The sequence below is a fragment of the Streptomyces sp. NPDC093591 genome (assembly GCF_044764885.1).
Lineage (GTDB): Bacteria > Actinomycetota > Actinomycetes > Streptomycetales > Streptomycetaceae > Streptomyces.
The window spans coordinates 448,245-463,927 of the sequence record NZ_JBIWIY010000003.1 but is presented as its reverse complement, the minus strand read 5'-3'; the positions used below and the strand labels follow the sequence as shown (position 1 = coordinate 463,927).

General features: G+C 70.9%; 15 protein-coding genes. 12 read left to right on the top strand and 3 right to left on the bottom strand.

Annotated elements, in window-relative coordinates; all coding sequences use genetic code 11:
* Positions 1-279: 279 nt before the first annotated feature.
* Positions 280-1,674 (top strand): amino acid permease, encoded by a 1,395-nt coding sequence (locus tag ACIREI_RS08715; protein ID WP_403329074.1) that lies wholly within the window; start codon positions 280-282, stop codon positions 1,672-1,674.
* A 108-nt stretch (positions 1,675-1,782) separates the two neighbouring features.
* A complete protein-coding gene (locus ACIREI_RS08710) occupies positions 1,783-2,424 on the top strand; it encodes a superoxide dismutase (protein WP_403329071.1) in 642 nt (213 codons plus the stop codon).
* Positions 2,425-2,553: 129 nt separating this feature from the next.
* On the opposite strand, the gene ACIREI_RS08705 is transcribed toward ACIREI_RS08710, so the two are convergent.
* The 3 genes from ACIREI_RS08705 to ACIREI_RS08695 are packed head-to-tail and all read right to left on the bottom strand — an operon-like array spanning position 2,554 to position 5,456.
* Positions 2,554-3,333 (bottom strand): SAM-dependent methyltransferase, encoded by a 780-nt coding sequence (locus tag ACIREI_RS08705; RefSeq protein WP_403329069.1) that lies wholly within the window; start codon positions 3,331-3,333, stop codon positions 2,554-2,556.
* Positions 3,334-3,345: 12 nt separating this feature from the next.
* Positions 3,346-3,975, bottom strand: coding sequence for a histidine phosphatase family protein (locus ACIREI_RS08700; protein ID WP_403329066.1), 630 nt, complete (start codon positions 3,973-3,975; stop codon positions 3,346-3,348).
* On the bottom strand, positions 3,972-5,456 hold the full coding sequence (locus ACIREI_RS08695; RefSeq protein WP_403329063.1) for an FGGY-family carbohydrate kinase: 1,485 nt from the start codon (positions 5,454-5,456) through the stop codon (positions 3,972-3,974). The genes ACIREI_RS08700 and ACIREI_RS08695 overlap by 4 nt, the downstream gene beginning before the upstream one ends.
* A 233-nt stretch (positions 5,457-5,689) precedes the next feature.
* Between ACIREI_RS08695 and ACIREI_RS08690 the strand changes: the two genes are divergently transcribed.
* From ACIREI_RS08690 to ACIREI_RS08645, 10 genes are all read left to right on the top strand, one after another.
* Positions 5,690-7,111, top strand: a complete 1,422-nt coding sequence (locus ACIREI_RS08690; protein ID WP_403329061.1) for an ABC transporter substrate-binding protein — start codon at positions 5,690-5,692, stop codon at positions 7,109-7,111.
* A gap of 4 nt (positions 7,112-7,115) precedes the next feature.
* Positions 7,116-7,997: a carbohydrate ABC transporter permease gene (locus ACIREI_RS08685; RefSeq protein ID WP_403329058.1), complete on the top strand. Its 882-nt coding sequence runs from the start codon at positions 7,116-7,118 to the stop codon at positions 7,995-7,997.
* A complete protein-coding gene (locus tag ACIREI_RS08680; protein ID WP_403329055.1) occupies positions 7,994-8,824 on the top strand; it encodes a carbohydrate ABC transporter permease in 831 nt (276 codons plus the stop codon). The genes ACIREI_RS08685 and ACIREI_RS08680 overlap by 4 nt, the downstream gene beginning before the upstream one ends.
* A complete protein-coding gene (locus ACIREI_RS08675) occupies positions 8,821-9,915 on the top strand; it encodes an ABC transporter ATP-binding protein (protein ID WP_403329052.1) in 1,095 nt (364 codons plus the stop codon). Before ACIREI_RS08680 ends, ACIREI_RS08675 begins: the two co-directional genes overlap by 4 nt.
* Positions 9,912-10,748, top strand: a complete 837-nt coding sequence (locus tag ACIREI_RS08670; protein WP_403329049.1) for a DeoR/GlpR family DNA-binding transcription regulator — start codon at positions 9,912-9,914, stop codon at positions 10,746-10,748. The genes ACIREI_RS08675 and ACIREI_RS08670 overlap by 4 nt, the downstream gene beginning before the upstream one ends.
* A complete protein-coding gene (locus ACIREI_RS08665; protein ID WP_403329046.1) occupies positions 10,726-11,805 on the top strand; it encodes an ABC transporter ATP-binding protein in 1,080 nt (359 codons plus the stop codon). Before ACIREI_RS08670 ends, ACIREI_RS08665 begins: the two co-directional genes overlap by 23 nt.
* Positions 11,802-12,833: a 2-hydroxyacid dehydrogenase gene (locus ACIREI_RS08660; RefSeq protein WP_403329043.1), complete on the top strand. Its 1,032-nt coding sequence runs from the start codon at positions 11,802-11,804 to the stop codon at positions 12,831-12,833. Before ACIREI_RS08665 ends, ACIREI_RS08660 begins: the two co-directional genes overlap by 4 nt.
* A 94-nt stretch (positions 12,834-12,927) precedes the next feature.
* Positions 12,928-14,358, top strand: coding sequence for an FGGY family carbohydrate kinase (locus tag ACIREI_RS08655; protein ID WP_403329040.1), 1,431 nt, complete (start codon positions 12,928-12,930; stop codon positions 14,356-14,358).
* A 41-nt stretch (positions 14,359-14,399) separates the two neighbouring features.
* The gene (locus tag ACIREI_RS08650; protein ID WP_403329037.1) at positions 14,400-15,452 is read left to right on the top strand and encodes a glycerophosphodiester phosphodiesterase family protein; all 1,053 of its coding nucleotides are present in this window, start codon (positions 14,400-14,402) and stop codon (positions 15,450-15,452) included.
* Positions 15,452-15,682, top strand: a complete 231-nt coding sequence (locus ACIREI_RS08645; RefSeq protein ID WP_403329034.1) for a hypothetical protein — start codon at positions 15,452-15,454, stop codon at positions 15,680-15,682. Before ACIREI_RS08650 ends, ACIREI_RS08645 begins: the two co-directional genes overlap by 1 nt.
* Position 15,683: the final 1 nt, after the last annotated feature.

Sequence of the window (15,683 nt, the reverse complement as noted above, 5' to 3'; positions counted from 1 at the left end):
GACAAAGGCCGGATCGTGGGGTTGGTGGGCTCCGGACAAAGGGTGGGGGTTACACGGGGTTCGGGGTGATGCCGGTCACTGAGGCAGGGACGTTCAGCTCACATTTCGGGCCGTGGGGCCGACTGTAGGGTTTCACCAATCGGGCTTGGCCGCGCGTAATCCCCGGTTCACGCACCGTGCGACAAGTGTCCGCATAGTGGACAGTCTCCCCTCCTGGGCGGAGAGGCTGCCCAGACTGTGGGCGTTTTTGCCCTCTCACGCCTTGGACGAGCCGCGCCCATGCACAGCACCTCCACGGAGACGCCCCCGAAGGCGGACGGTCTCTCCCCCGGACTGAACCACGGCCTCAAGCAGCGCCATCTGTCGATGATCGCCCTCGGCGGTGTCATCGGCGCGGGCCTGTTCGTAGGCTCCGGCGCCGGTATCGCCGCCGCCGGCCCTTCGATCGTCATCGCCTACGTCCTCTCCGGCCTCCTCGTGATGCTGGTGATGCGGATGCTCGGCGAGATGTCCGCCGCGTATCCCTCCTCCGGCTCCTTCTCGGCGCATGCCGAGCGGGCGATCGGCCCCTGGGCGGGCTTCACGGCCGGCTGGTCGTTCTGGGTGCTGCTGTGCACGGCCGTCGGCCTGGAGGGCATCGGCGCCGCGAAGATCGTCACGACCTGGCTGCCGCACACGCCCGAGTGGGCGTGGGTGGCCCTGTTCATGGTCGTCTTCTGCGGCGCGAACCTGGCCGCCGTGAAGAACTTCGGCGAGTTCGAGTTCTGGTTCGCCGCCCTGAAGGTCGGCGCGATCGCGCTGTTCCTGGTGCTGGGCGGGCTGGCCATCGCGGGCGTACTGCCGGGCACGGACGCGCCGGGCACGGCACACCTCACCGGTGAGGGCGGTTTCTTCCCGCACGGCAGCGAGGGCCTGATCATCGGCCTGCTCGCCTCGGTCTTCGCCTACGGCGGCATGGAGACGGTCACCATCGCCGCCGCCGAGTCGGAGAACCCGGTCAGCGGCGTGGCGAGCGCGGTCCGCACGGCCATGTGGCGCATCGCCCTCTTCTACATCGGCTCGATGGCGGTCGTCGTCACCCTCGTCCCCTGGGACTCCAAGGAGATCGTCGACAAGGGCCCCTACGTCGCCACCCTCGACCACCTCGGCATCCCCGGCGCCGGCCAGGTGATGAACGTCGTGGTCCTGGTCGCCCTGCTGAGCGCCATGAACGCCAACATCTACGGCTCCTCGCGCATCGCGTACTCCCTCGTCCAGCGCGGACAGGGGCCTGCGGCGCTGGGCCGGGTGTCGGGCGGGGTCCCGCGGCTCGCCGTCCTCGCGTCGTCGGTGTTCGGCTTCGTGTGCGTGGTGCTGAGCTACTGGCGGCCGGACGACGTCTTCCCCTGGCTGCTGAACATGATCGGCGCGGTCATCCTCGTCGTCTGGTTCTTCATCGCCGTCTCCCAACTGCGCCTGCGGCGCCGGCTGGAGCGGGAGACGCCGGAGAAGCTGGTCGTGCGGATGTGGGCGTTCCCGGTGCTGACGTGGGTCGCGTTGGCGGGGATGGTGGCGATCTTCGTGCTGATGGCTCGGGAGGCGGATACGCGGGTGCAGTTGTATTCGACGGGCGGCATGACGGTGGTTCTGGCGGCCGTCGGGTACGCGTGGCAGCGGGCTCGGGCCAAGGGCTGACAGCCCCTCCAACGGCACAGAAGCCCCCGTGTGATCCACACGGGGGCTTTTTGCTGTTAGCTTGTTGTTGCAAGCTACTTGCAATAAGAGCATCTGAGGGGACCCTTCATGCCCGTCTACACACTCCCGGAACTGCCCTACGACTACTCCGCGCTCGCGCCCGTGATCAGCCCCGAGATCATCGAGCTGCACCACGACAAGCACCACGCGGCCTATGTGAAGGGCGCCAACGACACGTTGGAGCAGCTCGCGGAGGCGCGGGACAAGGAGCAGTGGGGGTCGGTCAACGGCCTGGAGAAGAACCTGGCCTTCCATCTGTCCGGGCACATCCTGCACAGCATCTACTGGCAGAACATGACCGGCGAGGGCGGCGGCGAGCCGCTCGCCGCCGACGGGGTGGGTGAGCTGGCGGACGCCATCGCCGAGTCCTTCGGGTCCTTCGCGGGCTTCAAGGCGCAGCTGTCCAAGGCGGCCGCGACCACGCAGGGGTCGGGCTGGGGTGTGCTGGCGTACGAGCCGCTGAGCGGGCGGCTGATCGTCGAGCAGGTCTACGACCACCAGGGCAACGTCGGCCAGGGCGCCACGCCGATTCTCGTGTTCGACGCCTGGGAGCACGCCTTCTACCTCCAGTACAGGAACCAGAAGGTCGACTTCATCGAGGCGATGTGGGCCGTCGTCAACTGGCAGGACGTGGCCCGGCGTTACGAGGCCGCCAAGTCCCGTACGGACGTGCTGCTGCTGGCACCGTGACGGCGAGCGGCCGTATCAGTCGTCCTGCCTCGTGATCGTCTTCTCACCCTTCACGACGGCAGGCGGAAAGAAGGAAGCCCCCGCGAGGACGTGACTCGCGGGGGCTTCCCGTTGCCGGGAAGGCGGACGTCAGGGCTTACGGCCGAGGCCGCCGTGCTGGCCGATCGGCCGGGGGTCCCCGTCGTCCGGCTCGGGGCGCCACAGCGGGACGGAGACGATGCCGGGGGCCACCAGGTCCAGGCCCTCGAAGAAGGCGGCGATCTGGTCGACCGGGCGGAGGAAGTAGGGGACGGCACCGGTCTCGTTGTAGGCGTCCTGGGCCTGTTCGTAGGCCGGGTCGGTGCCTCGGGAGCCCTCGTTGAGGGAGAGGTGGCTGCCGGAGGGCAGGCCGGACAGGAGGCTGCGGACGAGGTCGCGGGCCTGGTCGTGGTCGGCGACGTGGCCGAGGATGCCGCTGAGGATCAGGGCCGTGGGGCGCGTGAGGTCGAGGGTCCGGGACGCGGCCGCGAGGATCTTGTCCGGTTCGTACAGGCTCAGGTCCTCGTAGGCGGTCGCGCCCTGCGGGGTCGACGTCAGCAGGGCGCGGGCGTGGGCCGAGACCAGGGGGTCGTTGTCGACGTAGACCACCCTCGACTCGGGAGCGAGGCGCTGGGCGACCTCGTGGGTGTTGTCGGCGGTCGGCAGTCCGGCGCCGACATCGAGGAACTGGCGTACGCCCGCCTCCGTGACCAGGTACCGGATGCTGCGGCCCAGGAAGGCACGGCTGCTGCGGGCGATGGTGACGATGCCGGGGAAGACGGCGGTGTAGGCGTCGCCGGCCGCCTCGTCCACCGGGTAGTTGTCGCTGCCGCCCAGCCAGTAGTTCCAGATGCGGGCCGAGTGCGGTACCGAGGTGTCGATCTCCGTCATGGGCCCATGGTGCTACGGGAGTTGCGGCTCGCAGGGCACATTGAGGGAGAGAAGTGCGGCGGATCCGTCGGTTCTCACGAGGAGTTCGCTGATCGCCGCGTTGCGCAGCCGCGGGAACACTCTGCGGTACTCCCCGGCCGGGATCGACAGCAGGGTGCACAGCACCAGGCGGAACAGGGTGTTGTGGGCGACGACGAGGACGCGTTCGCCCGGGTGGGCGGCGGCGATGCGGCGCAGGGCGGCGGCACCGCGGTCCGCGGCGTCGGCGGGGTTCTCCGCCCGCGGGAACGGGTGCGCCACCGGGTCGGTGCGGAAGGCCTCCGCGGCAGCCGGGTCCTCGGCCGCGAACTCCGCGAGCGTACGGCCCTCCAGTACGCCGAAGTCGCATTCGCGCAGGCCGGGTTCGCGGTGCGGGGTGAGGCCGAGGGCCCGGCAGGCGGGGTCGGCGGTGATCACGGCCCGGGAGAGGGGGGAGGTCCAGATCGCGTCGACCGGGTGGGCGGCGGCCCAGCGGCCGAGGGCCTCGGCCTGGGCGCGGCCCGTGTCGGTGAGGGCGACGTCGCTCACGCCGGCGTAACGGTTCTCGGCGTGCCAGACGGTCTGTCCGTGGCGGGCCAGCAGCAGCGTCGTATCCAGGGTCATGAGGCTGAAGTATCCCCGTCCACGTCCCCGTCCCCGCTCCTGTCCAGGCGGGCGTGTGCGTGCGCCGCGACCGGGGGTGGGAGCCAGCCTCGGGCCGTCAGGGCGTCGATGAGGCGGGCGTACGGTTCGGCGTAGCGGGTGGTGCGGTCGGGCCGGGGTTCGACGGTCGTGCCGATGCGGACCATGCCCTCCGCGGCCTCCTGGAGGCCGGGGGCCGCACCCGCGCCGTACGCCGCCAACGCGGCCATCCCCAGGGCCGGTTCCGTCTGCCGCGGTACGCGGGCCGGGCGGCCCAGGATGTCGGCGCGCAGCTGGTTCCAGTACGGGCTGCGGGCGGCGCCGCCCGTGAAGGTGAGCGGGCCGTCGACGGGGGCGCCGAGGTGGTGCAGGTAGTCCAGGCACAGTCGTTCCGCGAAGGCGACGCCCTGGAGGAGTCCGGCCCACAGGTCGGCGTCCGACTCCGGTTCGCCCAGGACCAGCGCGGAGGCGTCCGGGGCGAGGAACGGGAAGCGCTCACCGGGGGACACCAGGGGGTACGTGATCGCGCCGGACGGCTCATGGGCCGCTGCCAGCGCGTCCATGGCCGCCGGGTCGGCGCCCGGGAACGCCGCCGTGAGCACGCCCGCGCCCACGCTGGAGGCGCCGCCGGGCAGCCAACTCCCGTCAGGTGCACGGTGGTTGTAGACCACGCCGGTCGGATCCCGGACAGGGTTCGTGGCGGCGCCCTTGAGGACCAGCGTGGTGCCGAGCACCGAGTTCCAGGAGCCGGGGCTGAGGGCGGCGGAGGCGATCTGGGCCGCGCAGCCGTCGGTCATCCCGGCGATGACGGGGGTGCCGGCGGGGATGCCGGTGGCCTCGGCGGCCGTCGGGGAGACCTCGCCGAGGGGGCTGCCGGGGCGTACGACGTCGGGGAACGCCCGGTCGGGCAGCCCGAGCCGGGGCAGTGCGGTCGGCCAGGCGTCGCGCTCCAGGTCGTAGCCGGTCTTGAGAGCGTGACTGGAGTCGGCCGGGGGGAGATCACCGGTGAGGAGGGAGACGATCAGGTCCGGCTGGTGGGTGATCCGGCCCTGGCCGTAGGTCCCGGTCAGCCACAGCGCCTTCGGCAACGCCCAGGTGTCCTGCACCGCGAGCCCCGCTGCCCGCGCCCGCGCCGCCTCCTCGGCGGCGCGCCGGTCGTCGTACATCAGCGCGGGGCTCATCGGCCGCCCCGCCCCGTCCGTCAGCAGCACGGTCCCGGACGTCCCGCACACCGCGAGCGCGCCGACCCGTACCCGGGAGTGTCCGAGGAGTGCGGCCCGGGACGCCGCGCACAGCCCCTCCCACCACTCCCCCGGATCCTGCTCGTGCCGCACCCCGTCCCGCCGCCCGGCGAGCGGGGCCGAGCCGCTGCCGAGGACGGTGCCGTCCCCGGTGACCAGCAGGACCCGGACACTCTGGGTCCCCAGGTCGATCCCGAGCCACGCCTCGCGCTCGTCCGCCATCCGGACCTCCTGCCTCTTTCGGTCGTTCGCCTGCGCAGTGCCTTCTGCACCGGCGTGCCCCTCGGGCCTCACTCCCGAACATCTCGATCCGTGAACTTCTCACTCTGCACTGAGATTTTCCCCTGCGCGAGGGATTGACGCCCAACTTCCGCCGTTCCACCCTCTGTTAACGAGTCGACTCGCCGTGTTAACGCTCAGCACCCGGATGGCCGAACCCCACGTGGAGGTCACGGATGGACACGCACGCGCACGATCGCCGCCGCTTCCTCGCCCTGACCGCCGCGGCCGCCGCGACCCCGCTGCTCGCGGCCTGCGGGGCCGGATTCGGCGGTGACGACGACAAGAGCGACGGCTCGGCCGCCGACGACGTCACCGGCTCCTTCGACTGGAAGCGGGAGAAGGGCACGACCGTCAAGGCGCTGCTCAACAAGCACCCGTACACGGACGCGCTGATCGCCGACCTGAAGTCCTTCACCGAGAAGACCGGCATCAAGGTCGAGTACGACGTCTTCCCCGAGGACAACTACTTCGACAAGCTCACCGTCGACCTCTCCAGCGGGCGCGCCTCGTACGACGTCTTCATGCTGGGCGCCTACATGGTCTGGCAGTACGGGCCGCCGGGGTGGCTGGAGGACCTCGGCCCGTGGATGCGCAACTCCTCGGCGACCGGCGCCGAATGGGACCAGGCCGACTTCTTCCCGAACCTGCTCCAGGCCGACCAGTGGTCCCTCAAGGCGGGCGCGCCGCTCGGGCAGGGCGGGCAGTACGCGCTGCCGTGGGGCTGGGAGACCAACGTCGTCGCCTACAACACGGACGTCTTCAAGAAGCTAGGGCTGAAGCCCGCGGAGACCTTCGACGAGCTGCGCGAGATCGCCGGGACGATCAAGCGGAAGGCGCCGGGCGCGGGCTTCGACGGCATGTACGGGATCGCCGTACGGGGATCGAGGAGCTGGGCGACGATCCACCCGGGCTTCATGACGATGTACGCCCGCAACGGGCTCAAGGACTTCACGGTCTCCGGCGGGAAGCTCACACCCGCCATGAACAGCCCCGAGGCCGTCGCCTTCACCGAGGACTGGGCCGGCATGGTCAAGCAGGGCGGGCCGCCGTCCTGGACGTCGTACACCTGGTACCAGTGCTCCAGCGACCTGGGTGCGAAGAAGGCCGGGATGCTGTTCGACGCGGACACGGCGGCGTACTTCCAGGCGGTCGAGGGCGCGAGCCCCGCCTCCGGGAAGATCGCCTTCCATCCCGGCCCGAAGGGACCGGACGGGTCCCTCGCCACCAACATGTGGATCTGGTCGCTCGGCATGAACGCCAAGAGCAAGAAGAAGAGCGCCAGTTGGCTGTTCCTGCAGTGGGCGACCGGCAAGGAGCACCTGCTCAAGAGCGCGATCACGCACAACCACATCGACCCGGTGCGCAAATCGATCGCCGACGACTCCGCCTACAAGAACAAGATGAACAACCTCCCCGGCTTCATCGAGACCTTCGAGGCCGTCGTCGACCAGACGAAGATCCAGTTCACCCCGCAGGCCCAGTTCTTCGACGCGACCACCAGCTGGGCCTCCGCCCTTCAGGAGATCTACGGCGGCCAGGGCGCCAAGTCGGTGCTCGACGGGCTGGCGGGCGATCTCGCCGACAAGGTGGGCTAGCGCGATGGGATGGCGGCTCGCCCTGCGCCCGTACGTCCTGATCGTCCCCGCCCTGCTGCTGACCTGCGGGATCCTCTACCCCTTCGGACTCGGCCTCTACTACACGCTGTTCGACTTCTCGGCGAGCAAACCGCAGCCGGACATGGTGCGGTTCGAGAACTACGAGACCGTCTTCACGCAGGAGGCCTTCTGGAACTCGGCCTGGGTGACGGTGCTGTACGCGGTCGGGGCGGCCGCCGTCGAGACGGTGCTCGGTGTGGCCGTCGCCCTGCTGCTGCACCGGTCGACGCTCGTCGGGCGGGTACTGGAGAAGATCCTCATCCTGCCGCTGATGATCGCGCCGGTGATCGCGGCGATCATCTGGAAGCTGATGCTCCAGCCGTCGGTCGGGGTGATCAACTACCTGCTGAGACCCTTCGGCCTCGGCGGCGTCCAGTGGACGGACACCCCGACCGGGGCCCTGCTGTCGTCGATCGCGGTGGACGTCTGGGTCTACACCCCGTTCGTGGCGATCCTCGCCCTCGCCGGCCTGCGCTCGCTGCCCGCCTCCCCCTTCGAGGCGGCGGCCGTCGACGGGGCGGGCTGGTGGTACACCTTCCGGCGGCTGACGCTGCCGATGCTGTGGCCGTACGTCCTCGTCGCGGTGATCTTCCGGTTCATGGACTCGCTGAAGGTGTTCGACATCATCTACGCCCTGACGGAGGGCGGGCCCGGCGACTCGACGGTGGTCCTCCAGATCCGCGCCTACCTGGAGGCGATCCGGTTCCAGCGCTACTCGTTCGGCATCAGCTACACGATCGTGCTCTGGGCGGTCGTGTATCTCGCCGCGATGGTGCTGGTGAAGCACCTCGGCAAGATCCAGCGGAAGGCGGCGGAGGTGAAATGACCATGCGCAAGCGCCTGTTGGGGTGGCTGGCGGACGCCGCCCTCATCCTCTACTTCGTCTTCGCGCTGTTCCCGATCGCCTGGATGGTGATCCTCTCCCTGAAGCCGACGAACGAGCTGTTCTCCACGTACTTCTCCTTCTCCCCCACCCTCGACGGCTACCGCACGGTCCTCGGCGACAGCGAGGGCATCCCGTTCGTCCGCTTCTTCGTCAACAGCCTGGTCGTGTCGCTGGGCGCGGTGGCCCTGTCCCTCCTCGTCGGCCTTCCGGCGGCGTACGCCTCGGCGCGCTGGCGGTTCAAGGGCTCGGAGAACCTGATGTTCACGCTGCTGTCGTTCCGGTTCGCACCCGAACTCACCGTGATCATCCCGCTGTTCGTGCTCTACCAGAAGCTCGGCCTGTTCGACACGTACGTCGGCATGATCTGGGTCCTGCAGCTGGTCACCCTCCCCCTGATCGTGTGGATCATGCGGTCGTACTTCGCCGACCTCACGCCCGAGCTGGAGCAGGCGGCGCTGCTGGACGGCTACAGCCGCAAGCAGGCCTTCTTCAAGGTGGCGATCCCGCTGGTCAAGCCGGGCATCGCGGCCGTGTCGCTGCTGGCGTTCATCTTCGCCTGGAACAACTTCGTCTTCCCCCTCATCCTCACCTCCAACGAGGCCCAGACCGTGACCGTGGGCGCCCTGTCCTTCCTGGGCGGCGACCGGCCCAAGTACAACCTCACGGCCGCCGCCGCCCTCGTCTCCGTCGTACCACCGCTGCTGCTCGCGCTGACGATCCAGCGGTATCTGGTGCGGGGGCTGTCGTTCGGGGCGGTGAAGTCATGAGCCCGGCCATCGCACTGCGCGGGATCAGGAAGACGTACGGAAAGACCGCGGCCCTCGACGGTCTCGAACTGGAGGTGGCGGAGGGCGAGTTCTTCTGCCTGCTCGGCCCGTCGGGCGCGGGCAAGACGACCACGCTCAAGACGGTCGCCGGGCTGGAGCTCCCCGACGCCGGCACGATCGAACTCGACGGCAAGGACATGCGGGGCATCGAGCCGTACGACCGGGGCGTCGCGATGTGCTTCGAGAGCTACGCCCTGTACCCGCACAAGTCGGCCTACGACAACCTGGCCTCGCCGCTGCGCTCCCCGCGCCACCGCCTCCCCGCCGCGCAGGCCCGGGAGCGGATCGGCGAGATCGCCGAACTCCTCGGGATCTCCGCCCTGTTGGACCGCCCGGTCGGCCAGTTGTCCAACGGCCAGCGGCAGCGCGTCGCCCTGGGCCGGGTCCTGGTCCGCCCCGCCCGCGCCTTCCTCCTCGACGAGCCCCTGTCCCACCTGGACGCCAAGCTGCGCCAGCAGATGCGGGCCGAGCTGAAGGCGATCGGGGCGGTGCGGCACACGACCACCCTCTACGTCACCCATGACTCCGTCGAGGCACTGGCGCTCGGCGACCGGATCGGGGTGATCCGGGAGGGGCGGATCGTGCAGACGGGGACGCGGGAGGAGATCTGGTACCGGCCCTGTGACACGGAGGTGGCACGGGCCTTCGGACGGCCGCGGATCAATCTGCTGCCGGGGACGGTGACGCGGGACGGCGGCTTCCGGTCGGCGGACGGGGAGATCGAACTGCCGGTCGGTGCGCAGGCGGCTCCCGGCACCGAGGTGCTGATCGGACTGCGGCCCCGCGACATCACCCTGCACGGACCCGGTCACCGGCTCACCGGCACCGTCTATGTCACCGAGGTGCTCGGGCGGTCGGTCGAGGTCACCGTCCGGCTGGGCGAGCAGCAGGTGTCGCTGGTCGCCCCGCGCTCCGACACGAGCGGGCTGCGGCCCGACGATCCGGTCCGGCTGTCGGTCCGGCCTGAGAACCTGCTGCTGTTCGAGGCCGACCGGCCGCAGCGTCCAGGACGACGGATCGAGAAACGATGAGCAACAACAGCGCACAGCAGGGTCCTGCCGCCCGCCAGGCCGCCATGGCCGAGCGGGTGCTGGCCGAGGGTTCGGCGACCGCCGCCGAGCTGGCCGAGCGCTTCGGGGTGAGCCTGATGACCATCCACCGGGACCTCGACGAGCTCGAACGGCAAGGCATCGTGAGGAAGTTCAGAGGCGGGGTGACGGCCCAGCCGTCCGGTGTCTTCGAGTCGAACGTGCAGTACCGCCTGAAGACCATGCGCGCCGAGAAGGCCGCCGTCGCCGACCGCGCCCTGAAGCTGATCGAGCCCGGCATGGCGATCATGCTGGACGACTCCACGTCCACCCTGGAGATAGCCCGCGGGCTGCGCCTCGGCGAGGTCACCCCGCTCACGGTCGTCACCAACTTCCTGGAGGCCATCAACCTCCTCTCCGACCAGCGCGGCATCCACCTCATGGCGCTCGGCGGCGACTACGACCCGCTGCACTCCTCCTTCCTCGGCGTGTCCTGCGTCGAGGCGATAGAGCAGCTGCGCGTGGACGTCTGCTTCACCTCGACGTCGGCCGTGCGCGGGGGCTACGCCTACCACCAGGAGCAGCACATCGTGTCGGTGAAGCGGGCCATGCTCGACGCGGCCGCCCGCAACGTCCTGCTGATAGACCACACCAAGCTCGCCAGGGTCGCCCTGCACCGGGTGGTCCCCCTCTCCCGCTTCGACCTGCTCCTCGTGGACGACGGGGCGTCGCCCGAAGCACTGCGGGACCTGGACGAGCACAAGGTCACCTACGAAGTCTGCGCGAAGCCGGCGACCGTGACGAAGGGCAGCGATGACCGAGCTGGAGCTACGTGACCTGCGCAAGACCTACCGCGCGCGGGGCCGCCCGGCGGTGGACGCCGTGCGCGGCATCGACCTGGCCCTGCGCTCCGGCGAGCTGCTCGGCCTCCTCGGCCCGTCGGGCTGCGGGAAGTCGACGACCCTGCGGATGATCGCCGGGCTGGAGACGGTGACCGGCGGGGACATCCTGGTCGGCGGGGCGTCGGTGACCGCCCGCCCGGCGCAGCAGCGCAACATCGGGGTCGCCTTCGAGAACTACGCCCTCTACCCGCCCCTCACGGTGGCGGAGAACCTGGCCTTCGGCCTGAAGGCACGGCGCCGGGCCGACCGGGGCGACGTCGACCGCAAGGTCAAGGACATCGCCGAGCGCGTGGACCTCACCGCCATCCTCGACGCCCGCCCCGCCGGCCTCTCCAGCGGCCAGAAGCAGCGGGTCTCCCTGGCCCGCGCCTTGATCCGCGAGCCGGACGTCCTCCTCCTCGACGAGCCCCTCTCCCACCTGGACGCGGCCCAGCGCGACACGACCCGCCGCGAACTCAAGCGCATCCAGCGCGACCTGGGCCACACCACCATCCTGGTCACCCATGACCAGGAGGAGGCCCTCTCCCTCGCCGACCGGATCGCCGTGATGAAGGACGGCGTCATCCAGCAGCTCGGCACCCCGTACGAGATCTACGACAGCCCGGCCAACGTCTTCGTCGCGGACTTCGTCGGCGAGCCCGCGATCAACCTTTTGCCCGGCGTCGCGGACGGCGACGGTCACGCCCGCCTCTCCGACACGCTGCGGATCGCCGTGCCGGTGCCGGTGGCGGCGGGCCGGGAGGTGGTGGTCGGCATCCGCCCCGAGGACCTGAGCCTGACCGGCGCCGACGGCCTGCCCGCCCGCGTCGTCGCCCACGAACCCCTCCTGGAGTCGGGCATCGCGACCCTCGCCCTCGACGGCATCGAGCGCCCCCTCGTCGTCCTCACCGACCCCGAGGTACGCCTCGCCCACGACGACCGCGTCCAGGTCACCGCCGACCCTGACCTCACCCATGTCTTCGACGCCGAGACGGGAGACTCCCTCAGATGACCAACGGGAACAGCGTGCGCGTGGTGGCCGCCGGCGACCACTTCATCCTGCCGTCGCTCATCAGAGAGGCGCTCGCTCACGAACCGGCCTGCGACGTGGCCGAACTGACCCTCGGCTGGCCGCTCGACCCCTTCGGCCCGGTGGCCGAGGTGACGGAGGCGAGCGACGCCGAGGACGAGCTGATCGAGGCGCTCGCGGGAGCCCAGGTGCTGGTCACCCAGATGGGCCCGGTGACCGAACGCGTCCTCGACGCCTGCCCGGACCTGCGCCTGGTCGTGGTCTGCCGGGGCGGCCCGGTGAACGTCAACCTGGACGCGGCCAAGCGGCACGACGTCCGCGTCTGCTACGCCCCCGGCCGCAACGCCGCCGCCACCGCCGAGTTCACCGTCGGCCTGATGCTGGCGGCCCTGCGCCGCATCCCCCAGGCCCACGACCTCCTGGCCCGGCGGGGGAGCTGGGAGGGGGCGACCTACTACACGTACGAGCACAGCGGCCTGGAGCTGGAGGACCTCCCGGTCGGGCTGGTCGGCTACGGGGCGGTGGGCAGCAGGGTCGCGCGCGTGCTGTGCGCGTTCGGGGCACGGGTGATGGTCTACGACCCGTACGTCCACCATCACGAGATCCACGGCCTGCGCCTCGCCTCCCTCGACGAACTCCTGCGCCGCTCCCGGGTGATCACCCTGCACGCCCGCCTCACCACCGAGACGCGCGGCCTGATCGGCGCCCGCGAACTCGCCCTGCTGCCACGGGGCTCGGTGGTCGTGAACGCCGCCCGGGGTCCGCTGCTGGACGAGGAGGCGCTGTGCGCAGCCCTGGAGAACGGCCACTTGTCGGCGGCGGCCCTGGACACCTACGTACAGGAACCGCTCCCCCCGGACTCACGCCTGCACGCCCTGGCCGACCGGGTCGTCCTGACCCCGCACCTGGGCGGGGCGTCCCGCGCGGTCGCGGAGAAGGCGGCGGCGATCGCTGCGGCGGAGGTGGCCCGCTGGGTACGGGGGGAGCCACTCGCGCATTGCCTGACCTGAGGGCCGATTTGGGCGCGTGCCCACCAACCTCACTGGTCCGACGACACCGGCACTCAGCGCCCCGTAGGCGACCGAGCCAAAGAAGGTGATGGGAATGTACGTCGGTATCGATGTAGGCACGTCCACGGTGAAGGCCGCCGCGTTCGACCCCGAGGGCCGTGAACTGGCCGTCGCTGCCCGCCCGGTGGCCCTCGCCCTGCACGGCGGCGTCGTCGAGCAGGACATGGACGAGCTGTACGGTGCGGTCGTGGCCGTGCTCCGCGAGGTCACCGAGCGCGCCCCGGAGCCGGTCGAGCTGGCCGGGCTCACCGGGCAGGGCGACGGCGTCTGGCTGGTCGACGCGGACGGGCGTCCGGTGCGCCCCGCCGCCTCCTGGATGGACGGCCGCGCGCACGAACTCGTCGACCGCTGGCTGGCGGACGGCACCTTCGAGACGGTGTTCCGGCGCACCGGCAGCGCGATGTTCCCGGGCTGTCCGGGGCCGCTGCTGGCGTGGCTGGACAGTCACGAGCCGAAGGCGCTGGATGCCGCGAGGGCGGCCCTGTACTGCAAGGACATGGTGTTCCAGCGGTTGACGGGGGCGGGTCCGACGACGGATGTCTCGGACGCGTCGATGCCGTTCCTGGACCCGCGTACCCGGACGTACGACAACCGGGTCGTGGAGCTGCTCGGCCTGACCCACCGCCGAGGCCTGCTCGCCCCGGTCAGCGACCCGATAGCGACGGCGCGGACCCACGCCGCGGCCGAGGGCCTCCCGCCCGGCACCCGTATCGCGAACGGCCCGTACGACCTGCCGGCCTGCGCGCTGGGCGCGGGAGTCACGCGCCCCGGCGACGGTCTGCTGATCGTCGGCACCTGTCTGGCCAGCCTCGTCGCGACGACCGATCTCGACCTGACCGGCGAACCGGCCGGCCTGTACATCAACACGGACCGCCCGGGCCACTGGCTGCGGGCGATGCCCGCGATGGTCGGTACGGCGGCGCTGGACTGGGTGCTGTCGACGACGGGGGTCCGGCACGAGCAGGTCGACGGGCTGCTGGCCGAGACACCCCCCGGGGCGAACGGCGTACGCGTCCTCCCGTACTTCGCGCCCTCCGGCGAGCGGGCCCCCTTCGTCGAACCCCGCCTGCGCGCCGAACTGACCGGTGTCTCCCTGGAGTCGACCCCCGCCGACCTGGTCCGGGCGACCTGCGAGGGCATCGGTTACGCGGCCCGGCACTGTCTGGAGGCGGCGGGGCTGACCGGCACGCTGGCGGTGTGCGGCGGCGGTACCCGCAGCCCGGCCTGGATGCGGCTGCTCGCCGATGTCCTGGGGCGTCCCCTGCGTGTCGTCGAGGGCGAGGTGGGCGCGCGGGGCGCGGTGCTGGCGGCGGCCGAGCGGTACGGGGTGGCGCTGGACGCGGCGGCGTGGACGCGGCCGACGGCCGTGGTCGAGCCGGACGGGGGGCGGGCGGCGTACTACACGAAGGGCTATGAGGAACACCTCACCCGGCTGGCGGAGGCAAGGAACCGGGCGCGCGCCTGAACTCTCTCCCGTACAACTCCCCTACTGCGAAAGGGAACCGCATGCCAGTGAGACGTCGATCGCTCCTGCTCGCGGCCGGAGTCGGCACGGCGGCCGCCGCCGTGCCCGCTCCGGTGGCGGCCGCGTCCCGGCCGGCCGGTCCGGTCGTCATCGGCCACCGCGGCGCCGCGGGCTGGCGCCCCGAACACACGGCGGCTTCCTACACGTACGCCGTGCAGACCGGCGCCGACTGGATAGAACCGGACCTCGTCCCGACGAAGGACCACGTCCTGGTGGTCCGGCACGAGAACGAGATCTCGCAGACGACGGACGTGGCGTCGCACCCGGAGTTCGCGGGCCGCCGTACGACGAAGACGGTGGACGGGCGGTCGGTGACCGGCTGGTTCACGGAGGACTTCACGCTGGCGGAGCTGAAGTCGCTGCGGGCGGTGGAGCGGCTGCCGCTGGTGCGCAACCGCAACACCGTGTTCGACGGCCGTGAGGAGGTGCTCACCTTCCAGGAGGTGGTCGACCTGGCGCGCCGGCTGTCGAAGGCGTACGGCCGTACGGTCGCCGTCTTCCCGGAGACCAAGCACCCCACGTACTTCCGCGGGCTGGGCCTGCCCCTGGAGCCGAGGCTGGCGCAGGTGATCCGCCGCAACCGCCTGGGCCGGCGCGAGTGTGTCGTGCAGTCCTTCGAACCGACGAGTCTCAAGCGGATCGCGGCGGAGCGGCTGGGGGTGCCGCTGTGGCAGGCGCTGGGGACGACGGGTGGGCCGTACGACCTGGTCTCGGCCGGTGATCCGACGACGTACCGGGACATGATGACGCCGGCGGGGCTGGCGCGGATCGCCGAGTACGCCGAGTGGATCGGGCCGGACAAGTCGTCGCTCGTGGGCACCCCGGTCCTCGCGGACGCCCATGCGGCGGGGCTGCGGGTGGGGCCGTACACCTTCCGGGCGGAGAACCAGTTCCTGCCGGCGGACTTGCGGCGCGGCAGCGGAGCGAACGATTTCGGGGACGCGTTCGCGGAGTACGCGCTGTACTACGGGATGGGGGTCGACGCGGTGGTGACCGACTTCCCGGATCTGGCGGTGATGGCGAGGAGGGGTTGATGGGGACGCGTGTACTGGACTGCCCGAAGTGCGGCACCATGCAGGTCTTCCGGGAACTCAACAAGGAGGAGAGGGCGGCGGTCCGTGCGGAGATGGAGAATCCCCGCTATTACGTGGCCAACCTCTGGCGCTGCACCGCCAAGGGCTGCCGGACGTACTTCCCTCAGTTCAACAAGGCCGGCTACGGCCTCCTCCCCGAAGAGTTCGGTGAGGAGGCCGCCGGGAAGTGAC